This is a genomic window from Paraburkholderia sp. GW821-FHT02A12 (genome assembly GCF_059422005.1).
Genome location: NZ_JBWKWA010000003.1, coordinates 1 through 19,097, shown reverse-complemented (window position 1 = coordinate 19,097; position 19,097 = coordinate 1). Strand labels below are relative to the sequence as shown.

Annotated in this window: 25 protein-coding genes; 15 read left to right on the top strand and 10 right to left on the bottom strand. The window is 59.5% G+C overall.

The window, feature by feature from the left end; translation table 11 throughout:
* Window positions 1-4 precede the first annotated feature (4 nt).
* The 4 genes from AC07WT_RS38675 (at window position 5) to AC07WT_RS38660 (ending at window position 2,057) form a co-directional block, all read left to right on the top strand.
* Complete coding sequence (locus AC07WT_RS38675; protein ID WP_494951179.1) at window positions 5-487, top strand: hypothetical protein; 483 nt, start codon at window positions 5-7, stop codon at window positions 485-487.
* 14 nt (window positions 488-501) lie between these two features.
* On the top strand, window positions 502-762 hold the full coding sequence (locus AC07WT_RS38670; RefSeq protein ID WP_494951178.1) for a DUF2274 domain-containing protein: 261 nt from the start codon (window positions 502-504) through the stop codon (window positions 760-762).
* 62 nt (window positions 763-824) lie between these two features.
* The gene (locus AC07WT_RS38665; RefSeq protein WP_494951177.1) at window positions 825-1,142 is read left to right on the top strand and encodes an H-NS histone family protein; all 318 of its coding nucleotides are present in this window, start codon (window positions 825-827) and stop codon (window positions 1,140-1,142) included.
* A gap of 168 nt (window positions 1,143-1,310) precedes the next feature.
* The gene (locus AC07WT_RS38660; protein ID WP_494951199.1) at window positions 1,311-2,057 is read left to right on the top strand and encodes a DUF6680 family protein; all 747 of its coding nucleotides are present in this window, start codon (window positions 1,311-1,313) and stop codon (window positions 2,055-2,057) included.
* Window positions 2,058-2,105: 48 nt separating this feature from the next.
* On the opposite strand, the gene AC07WT_RS38655 is transcribed toward AC07WT_RS38660, so the two are convergent.
* The gene (locus AC07WT_RS38655) at window positions 2,106-2,711 is read right to left on the bottom strand and encodes a hypothetical protein (RefSeq protein WP_494951176.1); all 606 of its coding nucleotides are present in this window, start codon (window positions 2,709-2,711) and stop codon (window positions 2,106-2,108) included.
* A 498-nt stretch (window positions 2,712-3,209) separates the two neighbouring features.
* Here AC07WT_RS38655 and AC07WT_RS38650 point away from each other — a divergent pair, with 498 nt between their 5' ends.
* Complete coding sequence (locus AC07WT_RS38650) at window positions 3,210-4,685, top strand: GGDEF domain-containing protein (RefSeq protein WP_494951198.1); 1,476 nt, start codon at window positions 3,210-3,212, stop codon at window positions 4,683-4,685.
* A 98-nt stretch (window positions 4,686-4,783) separates the two neighbouring features.
* Here AC07WT_RS38650 and AC07WT_RS38645 read toward each other — a convergent pair whose 3' ends face one another.
* Together AC07WT_RS38645 and AC07WT_RS38640 are read right to left on the bottom strand one after the other, a co-directional pair.
* Window positions 4,784-5,086, bottom strand: a complete 303-nt coding sequence (locus AC07WT_RS38645; RefSeq protein WP_310135750.1) for a HigA family addiction module antitoxin — start codon at window positions 5,084-5,086, stop codon at window positions 4,784-4,786.
* A gap of 10 nt (window positions 5,087-5,096) precedes the next feature.
* Entirely contained in the window at window positions 5,097-5,375 is a 279-nt protein-coding gene (locus AC07WT_RS38640) for a type II toxin-antitoxin system RelE/ParE family toxin (RefSeq protein WP_494951175.1), read from the bottom strand.
* Window positions 5,376-5,747: 372 nt separating this feature from the next.
* Between AC07WT_RS38640 and AC07WT_RS38635 the strand changes: the two genes are divergently transcribed.
* The 4 genes from AC07WT_RS38635 to AC07WT_RS38620 are packed head-to-tail and all read left to right on the top strand — an operon-like array spanning window position 5,748 to window position 7,706.
* Window positions 5,748-6,065, top strand: coding sequence for a hypothetical protein (locus AC07WT_RS38635; RefSeq protein WP_494951174.1), 318 nt, complete (start codon window positions 5,748-5,750; stop codon window positions 6,063-6,065).
* A gap of 6 nt (window positions 6,066-6,071) precedes the next feature.
* Window positions 6,072-6,389: a hypothetical protein gene (locus AC07WT_RS38630; protein ID WP_494951173.1), complete on the top strand. Its 318-nt coding sequence runs from the start codon at window positions 6,072-6,074 to the stop codon at window positions 6,387-6,389.
* Window positions 6,386-7,003 (top strand): recombinase family protein, encoded by a 618-nt coding sequence (locus AC07WT_RS38625; protein ID WP_494951172.1) that lies wholly within the window; start codon window positions 6,386-6,388, stop codon window positions 7,001-7,003. The genes AC07WT_RS38630 and AC07WT_RS38625 overlap by 4 nt, the downstream gene beginning before the upstream one ends.
* Window positions 7,004-7,052: 49 nt before the next feature.
* Window positions 7,053-7,706 carry a hypothetical protein gene (locus AC07WT_RS38620; protein ID WP_494951171.1) on the top strand — a complete coding sequence of 218 codons (654 nt, stop codon included), beginning with the start codon at window positions 7,053-7,055 and terminating at the stop codon, window positions 7,704-7,706.
* 56 nt (window positions 7,707-7,762) lie between these two features.
* On the opposite strand, the gene AC07WT_RS38615 is transcribed toward AC07WT_RS38620, so the two are convergent.
* From AC07WT_RS38615 to AC07WT_RS38605, 3 genes are all read right to left on the bottom strand, one after another.
* Window positions 7,763-8,164, bottom strand: coding sequence for a ParB N-terminal domain-containing protein (locus AC07WT_RS38615; protein ID WP_494951170.1), 402 nt, complete (start codon window positions 8,162-8,164; stop codon window positions 7,763-7,765).
* A 14-nt stretch (window positions 8,165-8,178) separates the two neighbouring features.
* Entirely contained in the window at window positions 8,179-8,505 is a 327-nt protein-coding gene (locus tag AC07WT_RS38610; protein WP_494951169.1) for a hypothetical protein, read from the bottom strand.
* 137 nt (window positions 8,506-8,642) lie between these two features.
* Window positions 8,643-9,041 (bottom strand): hypothetical protein, encoded by a 399-nt coding sequence (locus AC07WT_RS38605; RefSeq protein WP_494951168.1) that lies wholly within the window; start codon window positions 9,039-9,041, stop codon window positions 8,643-8,645.
* 660 nt (window positions 9,042-9,701) lie between these two features.
* Here AC07WT_RS38605 and AC07WT_RS38600 point away from each other — a divergent pair.
* The 3 genes from AC07WT_RS38600 to AC07WT_RS38590 are packed head-to-tail and all read left to right on the top strand — an operon-like array spanning window position 9,702 to window position 10,859.
* Entirely contained in the window at window positions 9,702-9,833 is a 132-nt protein-coding gene (locus AC07WT_RS38600) for a hypothetical protein (protein ID WP_494951167.1), read from the top strand.
* A 14-nt stretch (window positions 9,834-9,847) separates the two neighbouring features.
* Entirely contained in the window at window positions 9,848-10,006 is a 159-nt protein-coding gene (locus AC07WT_RS38595; protein WP_211145476.1) for a hypothetical protein, read from the top strand.
* 52 nt (window positions 10,007-10,058) lie between these two features.
* The gene (locus tag AC07WT_RS38590) at window positions 10,059-10,859 is read left to right on the top strand and encodes a DUF3560 domain-containing protein (RefSeq protein WP_494951166.1); all 801 of its coding nucleotides are present in this window, start codon (window positions 10,059-10,061) and stop codon (window positions 10,857-10,859) included.
* Window positions 10,860-11,228: 369 nt separating this feature from the next.
* On the opposite strand, the gene AC07WT_RS38585 is transcribed toward AC07WT_RS38590, so the two are convergent.
* The 3 genes from AC07WT_RS38585 to AC07WT_RS38575 form a co-directional block, all read right to left on the bottom strand.
* Window positions 11,229-11,831: a DUF3251 domain-containing protein gene (locus tag AC07WT_RS38585; RefSeq protein WP_494951165.1), complete on the bottom strand. Its 603-nt coding sequence runs from the start codon at window positions 11,829-11,831 to the stop codon at window positions 11,229-11,231.
* 82 nt (window positions 11,832-11,913) lie between these two features.
* Window positions 11,914-12,378 carry a 4-fold beta flower protein gene (locus AC07WT_RS38580; RefSeq protein WP_494951164.1) on the bottom strand — a complete coding sequence of 155 codons (465 nt, stop codon included), beginning with the start codon at window positions 12,376-12,378 and terminating at the stop codon, window positions 11,914-11,916.
* 242 nt (window positions 12,379-12,620) lie between these two features.
* Entirely contained in the window at window positions 12,621-14,378 is a 1,758-nt protein-coding gene (locus AC07WT_RS38575) for a TraM recognition domain-containing protein (RefSeq protein ID WP_494951163.1), read from the bottom strand.
* Window positions 14,379-16,275: 1,897 nt separating this feature from the next.
* Between AC07WT_RS38575 and AC07WT_RS38570 the strand changes: the two genes are divergently transcribed.
* From AC07WT_RS38570 to AC07WT_RS38560, 3 genes are all read left to right on the top strand, one after another.
* The gene (locus tag AC07WT_RS38570; protein WP_494951197.1) at window positions 16,276-16,944 is read left to right on the top strand and encodes a hypothetical protein; all 669 of its coding nucleotides are present in this window, start codon (window positions 16,276-16,278) and stop codon (window positions 16,942-16,944) included.
* A 38-nt stretch (window positions 16,945-16,982) separates the two neighbouring features.
* Window positions 16,983-17,303 carry a hypothetical protein gene (locus tag AC07WT_RS38565; RefSeq protein WP_494951162.1) on the top strand — a complete coding sequence of 107 codons (321 nt, stop codon included), beginning with the start codon at window positions 16,983-16,985 and terminating at the stop codon, window positions 17,301-17,303.
* A 385-nt stretch (window positions 17,304-17,688) separates the two neighbouring features.
* On the top strand, window positions 17,689-18,021 hold the full coding sequence (locus tag AC07WT_RS38560) for a hypothetical protein (RefSeq protein WP_494951161.1): 333 nt from the start codon (window positions 17,689-17,691) through the stop codon (window positions 18,019-18,021).
* Window positions 18,022-18,287: 266 nt separating this feature from the next.
* Here AC07WT_RS38560 and AC07WT_RS38555 read toward each other — a convergent pair.
* The coding region (locus AC07WT_RS38555; RefSeq protein WP_211145489.1) for a replication initiation protein at window positions 18,288-19,097 on the bottom strand (810 nt) is incomplete at its 5' end.

Below are 19,097 nucleotides of genomic sequence, written 5' to 3'. Positions count from 1 at the left end.
CGCAATGAACCCTTCTATTCACACCCTGTTCCTCAATATGTTCTGGATCGTCGCGGCCGCGATCGCTGCGACGGTCGTATACCGGAAGGTCGCGCCGTATCTATTGGGCCGCAGGAAGGGCGAACCTGTTCTCGATCATGTCCAGCGTGTCGCCCATGAACAGGAGCAATACCAGCTCAAGCAACGCGACCTCAACATGACGCGACAGAAGGCTACCCGCGTGCGCGCGATCAACGCCGGCGTCCTGATCGGGTTTATGTGTCTCGCGAGCTATCTCATGCGTCGGGTGGGCTTCGAAGTAACGAACAACACCATCCTGTCGTTCGCGGGGTATGTCGTGATCGGCCTGCTCGCCTGTTCGCTCGCCAAGGCCGTGCCCGCCGAGCTGTTCGCGGGACTTAACTGGCACAGCCGCATCGATGTGCGGCTTTATTACGTGTGGCTCTGGCCGCTGAATGTCATCAAAGCGATCCGTCGCAAACACTGAGGACCTGAATAACCATGACGCAAAAACCTGCCCGCAAATCGTCTGCCCGTCTCCTCCTGCCGATCGTCAAGCGCGAGCCTGAAAAAACGAAGCTGCCGGTCAATCTCGCGCAAGACGTGCACGCCGACTTGCTCGCCTACCAGCGGGCCTATCAGGATATGAACGGTGCCGAGGTGTCGCTCGACTTCATCGTCGAGCATGTACTCGTGCAGCACCTGAAACGCGACAAGGCATTCCAGACATGGAAGACCACTCAGCCGAAAAACGCCGGTTGATATAAACAAAAACGTGCGAGGCGACCGTCCGGAGGTTCATACCTGTTGACCATCAGAGTAACGTGGGGAAGATAATGCCAACCCAAACTTATGAGGAACTCATCGCCGAGCGCGACGCAATCCAGCGAAAAGTGGACGAAGCTTTCGCGCACGAGCGCGAGCTGGCGTTCGCCAAGATTCGAGAGCTGATGCAGCAGTACAGCATTCGCGTTGTCGATCTGACGCGGCGCACTCGTTTCAAGCTCAACAAGCCCAAGATCAAATATCGCGATCCCACGACCGGTAACACGTGGACGGGGCGCGGTCGGCCGCCTGGCTGGATGCAGGGCCGCGACCCCGCCGAGTTTTTGATTGACCGTCCCGACGACCAGATCAAGTAACCACCTCTCAGGCTCCAGCACAATTTCAACCTCGGAACGCTGGAGTTTTTCGGTCGCTCAATGCGGCCGTTTTTTTGGTTGCCTCCGTGCATCCCCCGTAGCTTGATACTTTCTGAAGCCCCCCTGATAGACTCCCGCCTAAGCTGGGACGACAACGGGGTGAAGAAAATGTGGGGACTTGAAGCGAAAGACTGGGTGATAGTTGGAGCCACGATTGCCGGGCCGATCCTCGCAGTACAGGCGCAGAAGATGGTCGAGCGTGCAGGGGCTTCACGCCAACGGCGCGACTGGATCTTCACGACTCTGATGGGGACACGCCAGGCCCGAGTCTCGATCGATCACGTCCGCGCACTGAACATGATCGACCTCGCCTATTACGGCACCCGTGTTCCTATATTCGGATGGGTGTGGCGCGGCAAGCGCGAAAAGGAAGTCCTGACCGCGTGGCACGACTATCACACGCATCTATCACTTCCAGCAGAGGGGCGCCGTCCACAGAATGAGGCCGAGCAGCGCGACTGGAATGGCCGAGGCGACGAACTGTTCATGAACCTCCTCGACCGGCTTGCGGCAGCGAACAACTTCCGGTTCGAGCGAGCGCAGCTTAAGGGCGGTAGCTACTCCCCCGAAGCACACGGCACAGTCGAGCTACAGCAGCAGGCCATGCGACACCTGGCGATTGAAGTGCTCGCCGGTAACAAGCCACTGTCGATGGAGGTCAAGGCGTGGCCCATCGACCCCGCCGCCGCCGAGCAGCAGCGCAACACGCAGGCCGAACTGGTCCAGACACAGACCGAGCTGGTCCAGAACCAGAGGGAAATGATGGGCGACTTTAAGCAGATCCTGGAAAGGCTCACCAAGCATGCTGTTGGCCATCATGCGGAGGCGGTAGCGCCCGCTGAACTACGCCGCTGAACCGGCTCCCAAAGCTCGCCGAAACCCGATTTTCTACGAGGCGACCCCTTACTCGCGGTCGGGCAGTCCATCAAAATCAAGCGCGATGCGTGCGGTCAGCCCATGTTGTTCGCGTTGCGCAGGCTCGGCCGACACGATGACGCCGGCACGTTCCTTTTCGGCTTCGAGGCGCACCCGCAGCTTTTCCAGTGCAACCAGATCGCAATCCGTTTCCGCACGCCAGCAGCGCTCAATGACAAGGCGCAATGCTTCCACACGCAGGACGAACGCACGCGCGTGCTCGACCTCCTCAATCAGCGTCTGGATGGATTCGTCGTCGTGATAGTGCTGCGCGAGCGCGCGCAAGTCATATCTGGATGGCGGCGTAAATGCTGGCAGCGGGCGCGGCTTCGGTGCATCGCTGACGACGCCGGCGCGGAAGAACTCCGCTTGCAGCTCAGTGCGCAGACATTCCAGCGCGACCAGCTTACTGCCCGTCTCATCGTTCCAGCAGCGCTGGATGACCCCACGCAACGCCTCAGCCTCGCGCACGAATCCACGCAGGTGCTGAATTTCGAGGATTAACCGTTGGACGACACCATTGCCACGATAGCGACGCCATTGCTCGCGCAGCTCGTAAATGGTTGGCGGTTTGCACTCGGGGAAACGGGGCATGTTCGGAGTGGGCTACTACTGTATAGATATACAGTAGTATAGCCTTTGACCTGAATGCTGGGTGTCCTGTTGGGAGTGCCCTTCCAGATGACTTTTACTAGGGTGCCGTCAATAAACGGACGAAAACGTACGATAGCCGCAGCGCACCATCCGGCCGGCAGTGGGGTGTCGAATTGTGTCGGAATGAGTGTGTTATTCAGCCGATTCACCGCGCGAACCGGCTGCTAATCTTCTGCTGTCGTGCCACAGACGTTGGTGGCGAACAAATGGTATTACAATTCAGGCGCATTACGCTGGCTGTTCGCTGGGGGCGCGCGCCAGTCGAATCGATTCACTGATCTCGGAGAAGGGCTGGCCATGACGGAAAGTGCGGGGCGGGGGTTGAAGCTGCTGACCGGCATTCCGGCACGGCTTCATGCCGCTGTCCTCGGCTCAGTCCCCGGGGCGGGAAGAGCTGCCGGAGAGGACCCGCTGTCCGCGGGTGATGTCGAACATCGTCTGTCTGCCCTGGTCAGCTCGCCGCGCATCGTGATCGGCAGCGGCATCGTCGTGGCCATCGCCATGCTGACCGTTTGCGTCGCCATTTTGTTTGGCGGTCGTCAGGATGCGATGGAACATGCATCCGATTCGTCGCGCAACACGCTCCTGGTGATCGAGCGGGACATCGCCCGCAATGTCGAGTTATATGACCTGTCGCTGCAGGCGGTGGTCGATGGCGTGCAGCGGCCGGACGTGATGGCCGCGCCAGTGCCGCTCAGGCGGGAGGTGCTCTTTGATCGTTCGGCGAGTGCGCCGTACCTGGGGGCCATCTTTGTGACCGACGCGGCCGGCAATATCGTGATGGACTCCCGCACGGACCGCCCGTCGAAAGCCAGTGTGGCCGAACAGGACTATTTTACGGTGCAACGCGATCATCCGGCCTGGGGCCTCTACGTCAGTCCTCCGCACGCATCGCGAATGCTGAATGGCGACATGGTGATCACGCTCAGCCGACGCATCACGGACACGGATGGATCGTTCCTTGGCATCGTGATCGGCACGGTCAGCACCGAATACTTTCATCAGCTGCTGTCGGGCCTGGAGCTTGGACCGCACGGCACGATGGCGCTCATTCACACCGACGGTTTCCTCGTCATGCGTGGCCCTTACAATCCCAAACTGATCGGTCGCAACCTCAGAGGAACAGGGCCATTCACGAAAATGATGGCCCAGCCGGAAGGCTCGTTTGCGGACACGGCCTCGATCGATGGCGTCCGCCGCCTCTATCAATTCAAACACCTGGCCGGACTTCCATTGATTATGGTAGTGGCCCCGGCCGAGACAGACATCTATGCGAAGTGGCGCGCGCGAGCCGTCAAGGTTGCTGTCGTCATGCTCGTGTTCGGCCTTGTCTTTGTCGGACTGGCGGTATTGCTCGCTTCTTCCCTGGGCAAAAAAGCACGGGCCGAATCGGCGCTGAAGGCACTTGCAAGTACCGATAGCCTCACGGGGCTTCCCAATCGCCGGACCCTGGACGAGCGGCTCGATCGTGAGTGGCGTCGTGCGCTGCGCACGCAGCAACCACTTTCCCTGCTGTTCGTCGATCTTGACCGCTTCAAGGCTTATAACGATTTTTATGGTCATCAGGCCGGCGATGAGGTACTAACGAAAGTGGGGCAATGTATCGCCGGACAGCTTCACCGGTCGGGCGACCTCGCCGCGCGCTATGGCGGTGAGGAATTTGTCGTGGTGCTGCCGGGTATCGGCAGCGTGGGCGCATTGGCGATGGCCGAAACCATCCGCCGCGCGATTGCCTCGCTGAATATCGAACATGCAGCAAGCGAGCAAGGCGCGGTTACCGTCAGCATCGGCGCGGCGAGCTGGCAAGGGCTGATGGCGGACAGTGTTGCCTCGGTGGTGAAGGCCGCCGATGAGGCGCTCTATCAGGCCAAGGCGATCGGCCGCAACTGCGTGTCGGGCGCCATACTGGGCTGAAAAGGACGCATTGTCGAATGCCTTGTGCGCTGCGGCTATCGTACGTTTTCGTCCGTTTATTGACGGCACCCCTTTACTAGCGGCGAGCCTGTCAAAACTCAAGCGCAGGCGTGTGCCCGCTCGACCTTTGGCGCGCCGTGCGATCGCGCCTGCCAAAGGTCATAGGCCGTCTGCTGGGAGAGCCACAGATCTGCGCGGCCGCCATTCTCTACACCGAGCCATCCTTCGATTCGGAGAGCCATCTCAGGCGATATGCCGGCGTGCCCGTTCAACACGCGTGACAATGCCACGCGCGTAACTCCGAGCTGAGCGGCTGCTTGAGTCACCGTCAAACCAAGCTCCGGGAGAACATCCTCCCGAAGCGTTTCACCCGGGTGAGGCGGGTTAAACATTTGAGTCATGCACTGAACCTTAATGGTAATCCTGGTAGTCAACCAGGATGGCGTCAGTACCTTCGAACCTGAATGTTATTCGCCAGTTTCCATTAACCGTTACGGCGTAATGGCCTGCTAGACGACCTTCCAGTCCGTGAAATTTCCAACCCGGCAAGTTCATATCCTGCGGCGACTGGGCCACATTGAGCTGGGCTAACTGACGCTTTAATCTAGGCGCATGGTCAGGCCTGATGCCTGCCTTACGTCCGCTGATGAAGAACTCCTCGAGTCCTTTGTGTCGCCATGACTTGATCATGGGCCTCCCAATAGCAATGACTATTCATACGTTCGCTCCGTTGCAGTTGTACCTGTGACCCGTGTGTTGCAGTTGTACCTGTGACCCGTGTATTCGCCATTACGTATAGCGTATAGTTACACTATACATCAAAGATCGGATGCGCGCCACTTCTCTGGAAGTCCGAATCTCGAAGGCCCCTCTGTTGCAAAACTCCTAAGTTTCGCAACGCCATACCGGCCGCCGCCAAACCCTGACGCTGCCGTGGGTCGCGATGTTGCAAAATATAGTCTTGTATACGCCCATATACGCGACTATAATATGCAACATGATGCGCGGTAGTGGGCGTGCCGTGCTGCCGATGTGGACCTGGCGCCCGATAAGCGAGTAATCATGACGACAGAAACAAACGGTGCAGTGCTGCTCGATGATGGCGACTACTTCGTGCAGCACAACGTCAACTATCCGCCGACCGCCGGCAACGGCTTCCTGATGCGTCGTTGCCGCTATGCCTTGACCACCCCGGAAGGGGCCGAATGCGTCGGAGGCTATGAGTTGAAGCTCGACGGTAAATGGCTCGGGGATATCGCCGCGTACCCCGCCGACGACAACGACGCCGATTGCCGCGTGATTGGCAGATTCGACAGCCGGCTCGATGCTATTCACGCGCTCTGGCAACATCGCCACGCGGCAGTGCACAACGACAGGTAACAGACGATGGTTAATACCTCAGCACCAAGCTACAGCTACGAGATAGAGCCGCGCCCTGCCAATTTGGGCGGGGGCTGGCGTCTGCGGCTCCTTGAGGACGGCACGGAAGTCGGAGGGGGTGTGTTCCCGGCCGACGCTGATGCAGATCCGCAAGCCGGCATGGACTGGTGGAACGGACTCACCGAGTCCGAGCGCGGGCATTGGTTAGCCAATGCTGACAGCGCAAGGCCGCGCGACGCATGGGATGCGTACCTTCAGCAGTCTGCACACGACGATGCTCTTGACGAGGCCATGTCGTGGCTCGAATCGCGAGAGAGCCAGTGAGAGATCCGGCCGATATCGCAACGCGCGACATTGAGACGGGCGCATTCCTGATCGGATACGCCCGTGTCTCGACGCGTGACCAGGACCTTAGCAACCAGGAGGCGCAGCTACGCGCGGCCGGTTGCGGCAAAGTCTTCGCCGAGAAAATCACTGGCACCCGCCGCGCTCGCCCGCAGCTCGACCGTATGCTCGACCACTTGCGCGCCGGCGACGTTGTTGTTGTAACTCGCCTCGACCGGCTCGCGCGCAGCATCCGCGACTTGCTCGACATTGTTGAGCGGATTCGCGACGCCGGCGCTGGCCTGCGCAGTCTCGCCGAGCCGTGGGCCGACACGACGACGCCGGCCGGTCGCATGGTGTTGACCGTGTTCGGCGGCATGGCCGAGTTCGAACGCAGCCTGATCGTTGAACGCACGAGCAGCGGCCGAGCTGCGGCCAAGGCGCGCGGCACGAAGTTCGGCCGCAAGCCGACGCTCACGCCGGCGCAGCTCGACCATATCTATCGTCTCGCGGACGAGGGCAACACGAGCATGCAGGAAATCGCCGCGTTGTTCGGCATCCACCGATCGACGCTGTTTCGGCTCCTTTCGCAACGTTCAGATCGCTCCGCATAGTGCTATCGAGCGTGACCGCCAGAATCACAACAATCAACAAGGGGCAACCATGAACCTTCTAAGTCAAGTCTTGACGCAGCTCGGAGGCGTCGCTTCTATCGTAGTGGTCGTCATCTGCGGCGTCGCGCTGGTTTGCCGGCAGACAATCGCCGAGTGGTTGCGACGTCGCGCCACTCGCGGTTTAGACGACGCTGCGGAGCGCCACAAGCACGAACTATCGCTTCAGGCTGAATCCTTCAAGGCGGAACTTGCTCGTATTCAAAGCTTTGAGCGCTACAGGTTCGAGATCCGAAAGGTCGTTGCCGAAAAAATGCTCGAGCAGCGGGTCGAGGCGATCAAGCGCTATTTCTCAATTCTCGAAGACACACCATCGAGAATCATTGCGAATTTGGCATGTGCTCGTGACATCAGGGAGAACGTACAGACAGCATACGCTGCGATTCGCGATATGCAAGCCGCACAGTACACGCACGGGCTTGCAGTTCCATTGCAGTTTCGGATGCAATGGAACCACATTCTCAAAACGTTGCAGACACTCGTGATGGAGCAGTGGGAACAACCTAATGTTCTTGCCACAGACGCTCCCGAATTTGTCGAGATTCAGCAACTATGCGCCGGACTCTCTGTTTTGCTCGAAGCTATGCTTGCTGCGTTGCCTACGGAGTTAGCAAACACTGTCGTAACCCTTCAAGCAGCACCGTAGACCTACCTCGCAGCACGCTTGGCAGATATGGGCGCCCAGTTGCAATTTGATCGGCGTCATTCAAAAGACGGCCAGACAATCGCTGGGATCTGGCTCAAGCCGAGCGCGCGCGAAAGATGGAAGCGATGAAAGCCGTTCGTGGTTCGATAGCGGTACGGCCCGGGAATTTCCGGCAAGAGTTCGACGTAGATAGGCGGCAACGCGTCGCCGCGCAGCATCCCGTCTAGGATTCGGTTCGCCCGAGGAAACAGCGCCACGCCTACGCACCGTAGCGGCGGTTCGATTTCGGCAATGGGCAGCATGTGAAGGCGCTCCGGTGGGAAGAGCTCCGATGAAAGACCCGCGATGTCGTACCGATAAGCCGGCGCGGTAGGTCGGAACGCGGCGAATCCCTCGGCCTCAAGCACGGCGCGCGCCTGTGCTTGGATTGTGTCGTCATCGACCAGGGAGCAGTTCATTGTTCTTTGGTAGATTACTGAGGTGATTCGCCGAATGCCACTTTGCGCTTGCAAGGCATCGGATCGCCGGGCTGAGTAGCTATAGTGGTCGTTATCATGGCCCTTCCGACCTGATATTCACACCCCCACAGCATGACTCCCACTCCCCCGGCTGCCAATGGGTTCTGCTGGGTCAGCATCGGATAACCTTTCAGCAGGACACCAATCTCACGCGGGGCGAGTTCCGGACCGACAGGAACTATCTCTTTCCCCAAGGTATTTCCACTTGCCAATGCAATTGCCATCAGGGACAAAAATGCCGTCTGACCTTTAACTGCGCGAACACCTTTTGGCCACGCCATAACTAATCTCCATGTCGGGGAAGGCAATTGTCGATGATCTGGGCGCCACCGTCGAGGTTGCCGTGTCGGCGACGTAAAAAAGGGGAAAGGCCGTAGCCTTTCCCCTCCTGTAACGGCTAAAAAGCCTCTCCCGCTATTCACGCAGCCTCACTGGCTCGCACGATCGGATCAATCGACAAATCGAGCCTACTCGTCCCATCGCTGTTAGTCGCATAAACAGCCGACACCTGTAGCACCTGATCCATGCCGGGACTATCGACATGTGCCATGTATCCGCGCAGCTCTGAACCGAGAAACGGGCCTACCGGTCGGAGTTCGGCGAAATAGCCCAACCCACGGCAGATATGATCGGTCGTGCCAAGCGTCAATCGAAAACCCGCGAAACGATGCTCATTCCTGAGTATTGCGGTTGCTGAAGCGACAACGATATGTGAGTCGATTTGCACACTACCTACCCACAAGTCTGATGACCCAAGCAGCACGTCTTTACTGACCTTGAACAGACTTCCCGAACCAGTTGATTGCTCGTTGAACATAATGGCCTCCAAAAAAAAGGCCATCCGGGAGCGTCGTTTGACGTTCCACGAATGGCGGAACGTCAAACAACACGTGATGATTCTAGGTCAAAAAAAGGCGGTATCCAACGTAGATGCTGAACGCATCAGCATGACCGTGGTTATCCACAATTTCTGTGGATAACCCTGTGCACGCGTGACGGGCGTTTCCCTGCGCTTTGCTTCGGGCCGGGCTTTCGCGCTGCGCGTCGAGCCTCGTTCCGAGTCTCGCCCCTACGGGCTTCAATCCCTAACGCAACCTCCTAGTCAGGTGCGGCCAGTCGGCCGCACGTAGGCGCTCGCCGCGCGGCGGTTCGTCTCGGCTCCGGCAATCGCCCTGGCCGTTTCCCTGAGTTCGCCGTCCTTTTCGCGACCATAGCCAACCCGGTGCGGCCATCAAGGGCCGCGCTGCGCGCTGAAATCCTCGCCCGTTCCTGCTCGCTTCGCTGCGCGGGCATGCGGCCTCCGGTTTCACCCTTGACAGCCACACCGGGCCGGCTAACCCCGTCGCGGGACGACGAACTCAGGGAAACGGCGGCAAGACGGTCAAGTTCCCCAGCCTCGCCAAACCACTCCACTCCGGGACTCGGAATCTAGGGACCCGGTCAGCAGTAAAGGCAATCGCTTTTTCTGGAGGTCGATATGAACCCGCTCTCACTTCATCACTGGATAGTAGTCCTTACGTGTGCCTACATGGAATACACGTACACCCCTTGGGATGGCCGGAACTACTACCGCCGCACGGTCGATTACGGCCGCGTCGTCTGGTGCTGACAGGGGCGCTCGTCATGGCAACCAAGCTCAGTACCTACCACCGCACCAACCACGCCGCGAGCCTCGCGCTCGCCAGGCGTTTACGCCGCGACGGCAGCGCCCATGCCCGAATGATGGAGCTGGCCAAGTCATCGCGTCACTACTTCGAGCAACTGCGCAAGATCGGCGAGTAAGCCGCCACCCCCAGCCGGGCGGGGTGGCCCGGCACTCTATAGGAGATAGACCGTGAACAAGTACGAAGCGAAGCAGCAAGCCCGCCGCGACCGCCTGGAGGCTCGCGCCGATCGCGCCCGGTCGGCGTCGAACATGACCTATACCCGCGCCGAGGTTATGGCGTCCGCTATCCCGTCCGGCCAGCCCATCTTGCGCGGCCACCACTCCGAGCGCCGCGACCGCAACTATCGCGCACGGATTCACAACACGTTCGGCAAGGCGTTCGCGCTGCAAGGCCAGGCGAAGGAACTGGAGCGCCGCGCCGCGGCTGTCGGCAAGGGCGGCATATCGAGCGATGATCCGGAAGCGGTAGACAAGCTGCGCGTGAAGCTGGCCGAGCTGGAGGAGCGGCACGAGCGGATGAAGCGCACGAATGCGCTGATCCGCCGCGAGGATCGCGCCGGCCTTGCTGCCCTTGGCTACACGGCCGACGCCATCGAGAAGCTGTTCCGGCCGGACTATCGAGGCCGCGCCGGCTTCGCATCTTACGAGCTGACCAACAGCAGCGCCAATATCCGGCGCATACGCGACCGTATCGCGGCGCTCGAAAAGATGGCGGAGCGCTGCGATCGCGAGGAACACGGGCAAGGCTACATGTACCGCGAGGACGTGGAGGATAACCGCGCTGCGTTTGTGTTCGACGCCAAGCCGGATAAGCCCGTGCGCGACCTGATGAAGCGCAACGGCTTCGTGTACAGCCCGAGCCGGTCGCCAGCCGGCAAATCGGCCTATGTCCGCAAGCTCACGCCGGCCGCGATCAACACGGCGACGTGGCTGCGTCCGCAGCTCGATGAGCTACTGACCGGCGAATGATCCAGACCCGGCCCGTTTCGGCGGGCCACTAGCACGGAGCAGGCAATGTCGCTGATCGACCCGAAGCGGTCCGTCGTCGCGTGGTGCCGACAAAGGCGACTATGGAGAGACAGCGGCCATTGGCCTTCCTCATAAGGCCTGTAATCGGCAATCGGCAAAGAGACTGTCAGCGCTTTCCCGCAACTTCCTGCATGAGCTACGCGGCTTTGGTGAGACCTGGAAGCAGGCCAGGGAAGCGAGGGCCATCCCAACGCCGACGACGACTGGCCATGACAAGATGACCTTTAAAAATTCAAGCACGATCTTCCAATCGACTCCGCTAACCTGCGCCATATGCGCTCCCTCCCGTGAGTGGCCCCGCGCCGTTGCTTAGAAGCCGGGCCGCATTGATAGCTTGTCGAGCGTCGCGTTGACAGCCAGATAGCCGGTCTGAGCAGCCGTGGCCGGCGAGATCACAACCTCTATCGGATTCCACGTGCCCGGAAGAAGGTTATTCACAATGTCAACGTCTTTTTGTTGAATCGACGCGTTCCACTTTGCACTGTCGAAGTTTTTGTCACCCCATCGCGGTTTTTCAGCCCACTGGACTTTCAGCTTCGCTCCATCAAAAGTAACCATGTTGGGATTTCCGACCATCAAACGCACTTTATAGCCGTCTGCGTACGGAGAAATGTTATCAACGGAGATGAGAAGGTTGCCGAGATTAGTTTTGGCGACGCCATACGACTTTGAGGTAGGGTCAAGCTCAGCCGAATTGCTCGCTTCGACGGAGCGCCAGAACTCTAGCATTAAGACTCGCCCTGCTAGGGCGACTTGCGATTGCTGAGCCTGCTGAAGTTGCTGACTTAACGTCGCGACTTGTTGCTTAAGCGCCTCTATCTGCGCGCCATTTTTGTCATCTATCGGCTTCTGTGAACAACTTGTAGTTAGCGTGGCCAGCAAAACTACCGTAGCTATCCTCGACGTCTTCATGTTGCCCCCCCCGTTACCTGAGTTTGCGCGCGGCGCTGTCGAATGTCCAAAGCTGGCCGAACTCAGCCGAATGGTGAGCTGCTCAGTTCGACCCCCCGCCTAACAGGAAACGGCACGGCGTGTCACCGAACCTGCTGGCGAGCAACGGCTGGAGAGGCGAAAGCTCCGTCAATGACTGAAGGGGCTTGAGTTGCTTGAGAGATTTGAGCGGTTCGAGTTGGGTTGCGGAGGTCATGACCTGAGCGGTGGCGCATGCCGCGGTCCCATCGTGGGCATATATTGCCCCCTTTGTGAACCAGCCAAGGTGCTTCCCGTTGAACCCGTAGAGGTTGTAGCCTTCGTCAGTGCCAGCCTTTTCAAGGTATGCCACGGGCTTGCCACTCCACAAGTAAATGGTCAGCCCATCGTCTACAGCGATGTACGCCTCGGCTGCGCCACGCGCGTTGAAAAGTGTCACCTCGTCGTCGGCGTGTGCGACGGCACCGTAAGCCGCAATGGCCAACGGGAATGCCCAACGGATAAGTTGGCGTATGGTCTTGATCTGCATGACTCCCCCGTGATTCTTGTTTGTGCGCTGCCCCGAGTCACACAGCGTAGAGGTATTTTAGTGCCAAGGTGCAGAAAATGCCCCCGGCGCGGGGGCTGCGTCTCCCGGAAACGACAGTTGCCTGGCGTAACGGCGTTGGCCGCTTCGTGCGCTTCGGTTTACCGAAGAAATCCGAACGGGCAAGCGCAGGTAGTTGCAGCAAAGCAATTGATTGCCGTTGTAAGCCGGAAGTTTGCTCCTGTTTATTCCGCCGATTCCGTTGATTCAGCCGCGGCGGCCGGCGTGGCCGGCGCTGCCGGTGTGATCCACGACGCCACGCTGCGATCGATGTACGCGTGGCAGGTATAGAGCTTCGACGCGTTGCGGCCGGGCATGTAGGCGATGGCAATCCGCGCAGGCAGGCTGAGCAGCGTGCTTTGCGAAATGATGGGTTGTTCTAGCTTCCCCACCATCCGGTTTCCTTCCCATTGTTCGCCGCCGTGCACGTTGGTTTTCGTCGTTTCGCGCTGCACCACGTTCAGCCATTGGGTTGCCGAGAGCTTTTCCGCCCATTCGGCCGTGCGTTCATCCGCTGCCCGGTAGACGAACTTGATAGGCGTGTTGACCTCGAATTCCCGCGCCAATGCCTTGCCGTCGAGGCGCTTGTCATCCGGCGCTTCGAGGTTCGCGATCGACTGCGCAGCGAGCAACATATTGCAGCGGTTTTGCCGGATCGTTGCGAGTGCATCATTGATTTCCGCGCATGCAAGGAACTTCAATTCGTCAATGCCGAGCGTCACATGCGCCGGCCGCTTCGGCAACAGACGCTTGATTTCCGCCGTCAGCTCCGCGATGTAAGCCTTCGTCGCAGCCTTCACAACCGGGTCAGCCAGGTCGCCGCGAACGTAGACGACAGCATTATTCAACAGGCACGCTTCGATCGAATGACCCTTGCGTTTGGCCGGCTGGGCGAAGGTATCGACGCGCGACCATTCGCGCAGCGAGTCGCGCAACGTGGACAGATCACGGTCGCCGGCATTGCCGTGATCCTTCACGTAGGCCAGGAGCGACTTGATTGTGCCGTCAGTATTTTCGAGCGCGTCATCGAGCAGCGCGCGTTCCTTGGCCTTGTAGACATCGGCATCGGTGCCGGCCGAGTCGAGATTGAAAGCGCGCACGATCCGCGTGCGGCGCTGCCGGAAATCGCCACCAAGGAACGGATGCCACACGCCCTTGCCGCCCGGATTCAGATCGAGATAGACGAAGCGCCGGCCGGCCGCCTGCGCCTCGTTTTGCAGCAGGTACGGCAGGTAATCGTCGCCTTTCGGATCGATGTAGAACACGCTGAATCCGAACCGGATGCACTGCTTGAACACGCCTTGCAGCACGATACCCTTGCCGTAACTCGTCGGGCCAAGGATCGCGTGGTGCGTGGTGAAGAACTCTTTCAGGTCGAAATAGATAGGCTGGTCGTGCTCGTCCAGACCGTAAAAAATCTTGCCATCGGCGAAGTATTTTTCCGGCTCGAAGTCCTTAGCCTTCAGCGTCACGACTTCCTCGCGCGCATCGACCAGTTTGTCGGTTTCCTGAGTGACACGCACCGAACGCCAGTAGGCCGACAGCCTTGGCGAGATATATCGGTCCCACACAAACCGCAACGCAAGCCCGTAGACAACCGCGCCGGCCACGATCGGCCAGTATTGTCCGAGCCGGCCAGCGAGCCACGCGCCGTAACTCGATACCGCCTCTCCGAACGACATGCCGGCCGAAATCACGAGGAGGAAAAGCCCAATGAGTGGGACAAGGACCACCAGCAGCTCCAGCGCGTACACGGAAATCCGACGCGCGAGGAAGGTCACCAAGTCGAGGAACGTTGGATCATTGGTGCGCAGCCGCCACGGTACGGGATGCAACACCGATACCGTAAAGAGCGGAATAGCGACCACGATCCAATACCACGGACTGGACCATTGAAGCGCATGCTCGACCGCCGCAAAGACGGTCGGCTGCACTGACTGCATATTCACTGCGTTAGGAAAAAGCACGGCTTCCTCCGCTTGTTAGGGGGAACCGGAGAGACTTTCGTCTCTCCGGTTTAGGGCCGGCGTGTGCCGAAGCACGAACGGATTGCCTAAAAAGGCGCACCACCCTGCCGAGCAGATACGGTCTGCGGCCGTACAGCAATTGAAGGCTTCCCACGCCCTCAACCTTGACGACATTGACGCAGGCTTGTGGCCTGTTTGTCGGTTGACGTACCGGAGTCAAACCCCGGCTTGCCACAGTGAAGCCGGCGCGATAACGCCGTTTCTCTGGTTGCCACCGGTCCACAAGGAACCGTCTTGCCCGCCGGTCTGACTGCTGCCGGGTTGACTTGCACGCACCGAGGTACGCGACTTGTTGCTGCCAGCGACCCCATGCAGCGGGCCACTCTGACCGCCGGCCTGACTGCTGCCGGGTTGACTTGCACGCGCCGAGGCGCGCGACTTGTTGATGACTTCGGCCCCGAACCGCAGGCCGATTTGCCCACCGGCCCAACTTCGGCCGGGTTGATTCCGGCCTTCTCGGCCGGCTCGTTTGCTACGTTTTGTTTCCACGACAAGCTCCTTGAAAGGGTTTCATTACACGTTGGAGACCTTGGGAGACCAATCCCAAGACGGGCGCGGCTACCAACCGCGCCCGTTCCAACATTCCATTGCGGGAACCACCCCGCATCTTCACGCTTACGTGTGCCGTGAACTTTCGGACAGGCTTGCGCCTGCTGTTTGCGCTTCGGACGAATCGCGACAAACAGCTATGCGGCTTGCGCCGCACGGCCCTACTGATCCACTCTCCCTCGCATAGCCATCGGGTTACCAGCCCGATATTGGCCTTAGCGATTCCCACGTTAGTGCAACGCTACTGAAGCTAAACAACGCTCCGGGGCACCACGCCTGCGCCTCAAGCAACAACAGAGAGGTGTTCCCTCTCACCCATCAGGTTTTCAGCGGCCCGAGATTCCAAAGCGGCTCGCTTACCTGTTGTGCCGTCAACGGCTTCGTCTTCAGACAGGCTTGATGCCCCACCACATAGCGACCTCTACGGCCGCATTTACACGCTTAAGCTATACAGCGACCCCCCCAGCTTTCGCCGGAAGGTGCCACGTGCGCCAGGTTTCCCCTTGCACGCCTGCGCCCTTTCGGAACGCCTCAGCAGCCTACGTGTGTGGCACAGGTTCTACGGTTTCCCGCAGCCCCTGGGCGGTCCTAACGACAGCGAAGCTGTCTCCCGCTTTCACGCTACACAGGAACATCGCGCATTTCCTCGCGATGCCCGTTTCCGTGTCGCCCAACCTCGATTCCCCGTGCTGCTGGGGGATTGAGTCGAAGGACGGAGTTACACCGTCCAGCGCTCGTCGTAGTCGTACCAGCGCCATTACGCGCATACGACTTCAGCACACTCGGCACGGTTGGTAGCCGTGCCTTGAGCCTTACGGCTCGCGTGAAGTGATGGAATCCAGGGTGGTCAGCCCCGGACTACTTACTGCGGTGGTGGCTGTCCCTGTTCCGTGTAATCGCTCGCGCGCTACACCACTTCGGGCAACCGGTAATGCAAGGGTTGGTTGCCCTCGTGCTGCGTCGCTGCCCGCTTGTGGCGGACCCGGCGACGCAGAGTGCTGCTTGCGCGCTAGGGCCGCTTGTGACGGTCAGCGATCTTATTGTAGTGGTATCTGTATGATGAAAGCACGCTTCGCGTGCGGAATCTCTTATAATTAGCCGGGAATGCGAAGCATCCCGAATAAGTGGAAAGCCTTGCTGCGCAAGGCTCCGCATTATCAATGAATGGAGTCCTACCGAATATTCATTCCGCATAAATGATTCGATTCGAAATGCATATATGAGAGAGACTGAATTGCAGGTAATCCGATACAAGACGTTGCTGATGCAACGTCTTCTCGATATGGTCAGGCACGGCTACCGGCATCACGCGTCAGGAGTGGTCAGTGCGGAGCGCGCGCAGGCGCTATGCGACAAGTTTCAGGAGCGCTACGAGGTGTTCCTGAACATGAACCAGCGCGCCTACCGGAAGGGGCTGGGCAAGGCTAACGCGCGGCTCATGCTCGCCGATCTTGATCGTGGCGATTCGTTGCACTGGTTTCTGATGGTCACAGATGGCGAGCACGCCGCGCACAAGCTGGAAAAGCTGAAAGATGCGCTTGCACAGGGAGAGCGTGTACACGTCACCGGTTACGAGCTGCTGAAACTGCCCCACTCGAAGGCGGCCGGCGGTGGCGTTCGGCTCACCTGGCGGATGACGACCGACACAGAGCGGCAGTGGCGTTTTCAGATTCGCTCGACGGTGCGCTCCAGGCGCGCTGACGATCTTGTCGCCGGCCTGGTGCGATCGCTGTACCAAACACCGGGATTTCACACAACCCGGTATCAGGTCGGCAAGCTCGTGGCGTTCCTGTCGGCCGAGTGGGAGCGGTCCGGCCGCAAGGTCGAGACGCTGCCCCTACCAGGCGCCCTACCCTACGTGCGCCGCATGGCGGACGAAAATTTCACGCTGGATGACTGGCTCGCCGCTCGCGCGACGCGCCACGACAACTGACCGAGGTGATGATGAGCGATGTTCAGAAGCAGCCGGAAATGGTGACGTTCACGGCCGACGAGTGGCGCGGCGATGATGCGTCAGAGGCGTTTGGCGTCCGCAAGGTCGTGCCGAAGAAGAAGGAACCGACGCTAGGCATGAAGGCGGTTCTCGTGTTCGATGAAAGTTTCCGGAGCGCGAAGAAGCAGATGAAGGCGTATCCGGCCTTCCGGCCGACGCTGGACCTGCCTGAGCTGATTAGCTCGATGATCGACGTGTGCGCCGCCGATCCGGCGCTCATGGAGCGCGTCATCCGGAATGTCGTGGAGCGTCGCAAGGCACAGCTAGCGGCGATGGAAGGTGTCGTCAGCCGCCCGTGATTTCGACGTGGTTCGATTTCAGGGGTTTGAGGCGCAGGGGGACGGAAAACCGGGTTAAGCGAGGTGCTCGCTGCGTGCGGGGCGCGGCTTCGGGTAGCTCGGACAGGCGCGCGGCTAGCTTGGTCCGGTGTCAGAATTCCGACCTTGAAACCATCGGCGAACAGCGACACCGTGACTGACCGCAGGCGACCCGACACCGCGGGCGTGCTCAGCACAACGCTGAGGCAACATTGCGCGCCCGGGCGGCATCGGCGGTTTCCCGCTTCAGAAAGACTTCTCCGGAAGCGGACAATACATGTCACGCTGCGGGGTGGCATTTACCAGCCCCCTCGATAAACGAGAAGATCGTTCGGGCTGGCCCCATTCTTCTGAAAGGAGAAACTAAATGTTGCCGGACGACGATAGTTGGGACCAAAACGACGATTGGCTCTCCGGGGAAGATGATGAGCAGGAACCCCAGGCGGAAGAGGACGAAGAAGAAGAAGAGGAATGGCGCGGACAACAGGACCCGGGCGAGAACGACGCCGCCGACAAGCGGCGCCGACAACAGGACCGGGACGAGGACGACGCCGCCGACGAGGAGCGCCGACAACAGGAAGAGTCCGACGAGCGGCGCCGACAACAGGAGGAGATAGAAGAAGAAGATCGGCGGCGACGAGAGGAGGCAGCGGACTGGGACGAGGAAGACGAACACACCGGCCATGGGCCCCCGTTGTGAGCACGAACCAGTTGCTTGCGCAGCTCGTCACGTCACGGCGCAAGCGGTCGTCATGGTCTTTCGGGCACCCACTATCGTCAATGTTGGGGTTAGAGGCGCACGAGAACAAGTTACGCAAAAAAAACCATAGCCGTTCCACTGCGCCTCAAACCCCATTTCACGGCACTTCCATTCTGACATTTCGGTGGTTAGCCTGACGTGTGCGCTCTCCGTCAGAATGCGCGGTTCTGACGTTTTCGTGGTGAGCCTGACATGCATCGACCACGTCAGAACAAGCGTCCTTGAGGGTCCGGCTGAAAGGTAAACTTGAAGCCAGTGATCTTACGGCCGGCGGGGATTGTCGGTTCCCATTCGATTTTCAGCCCGTTTTTCTCCTGCAATTCCTTTACGGCCACGTCGATGACCCGACGCCGAAGCTGGCCGGCATCCTTGATACAACTGGCCGGTGCACCCATCGCTTCACAAAACTCGTCATAACCGATGACCAAGAGCCCGGTATCGCGGAACTGAGCCATCATTTCGAGCAATCGCCAGCTATACATCGATCTCAGATCGGCCGCATGCTTGAGCTTGTAGGTTGTATAGGCCCTTTCGATGCCCAGCAGGTACGGCGCAATCGTCGGCGTAAATTTCAGTTCGACCCAGCCGGACGTGCTCGTGTCCGCTCTTTCGTAGATCCACCGGGCGACCTTACGTACAGGCACTTTCTTGCCGCGCTCAGTCTGAATGACAGTCCACTCGACACTGCATTCGTACAGGCTCTCTGCGGCCGATTTGAGGTCCGAATAGGCATGCTTGGCATCGATCGACGGATAGGCTTCGAGAAATTCCTGAGCGGTGATGCGCACTGGCCACCCCGGTGCAATCCCCGTCGCGGGATCGGGGCTGGTCGCCTTATGGAGCAAAATTTTCAGCTTGGGATTGCACTTCGCGATCGCTAATGCAAGCACGCGCTTTTGCTGGAGGGTCATGCGTTGGAACCGCCGCACCAGTTCGTTCTTGATGGTAACGTGCGGGTCCGTGCCCGACGCAGGCGCGTCCTGTTCCTCGCTCCACTGTTCGACTAGATCTTTCAT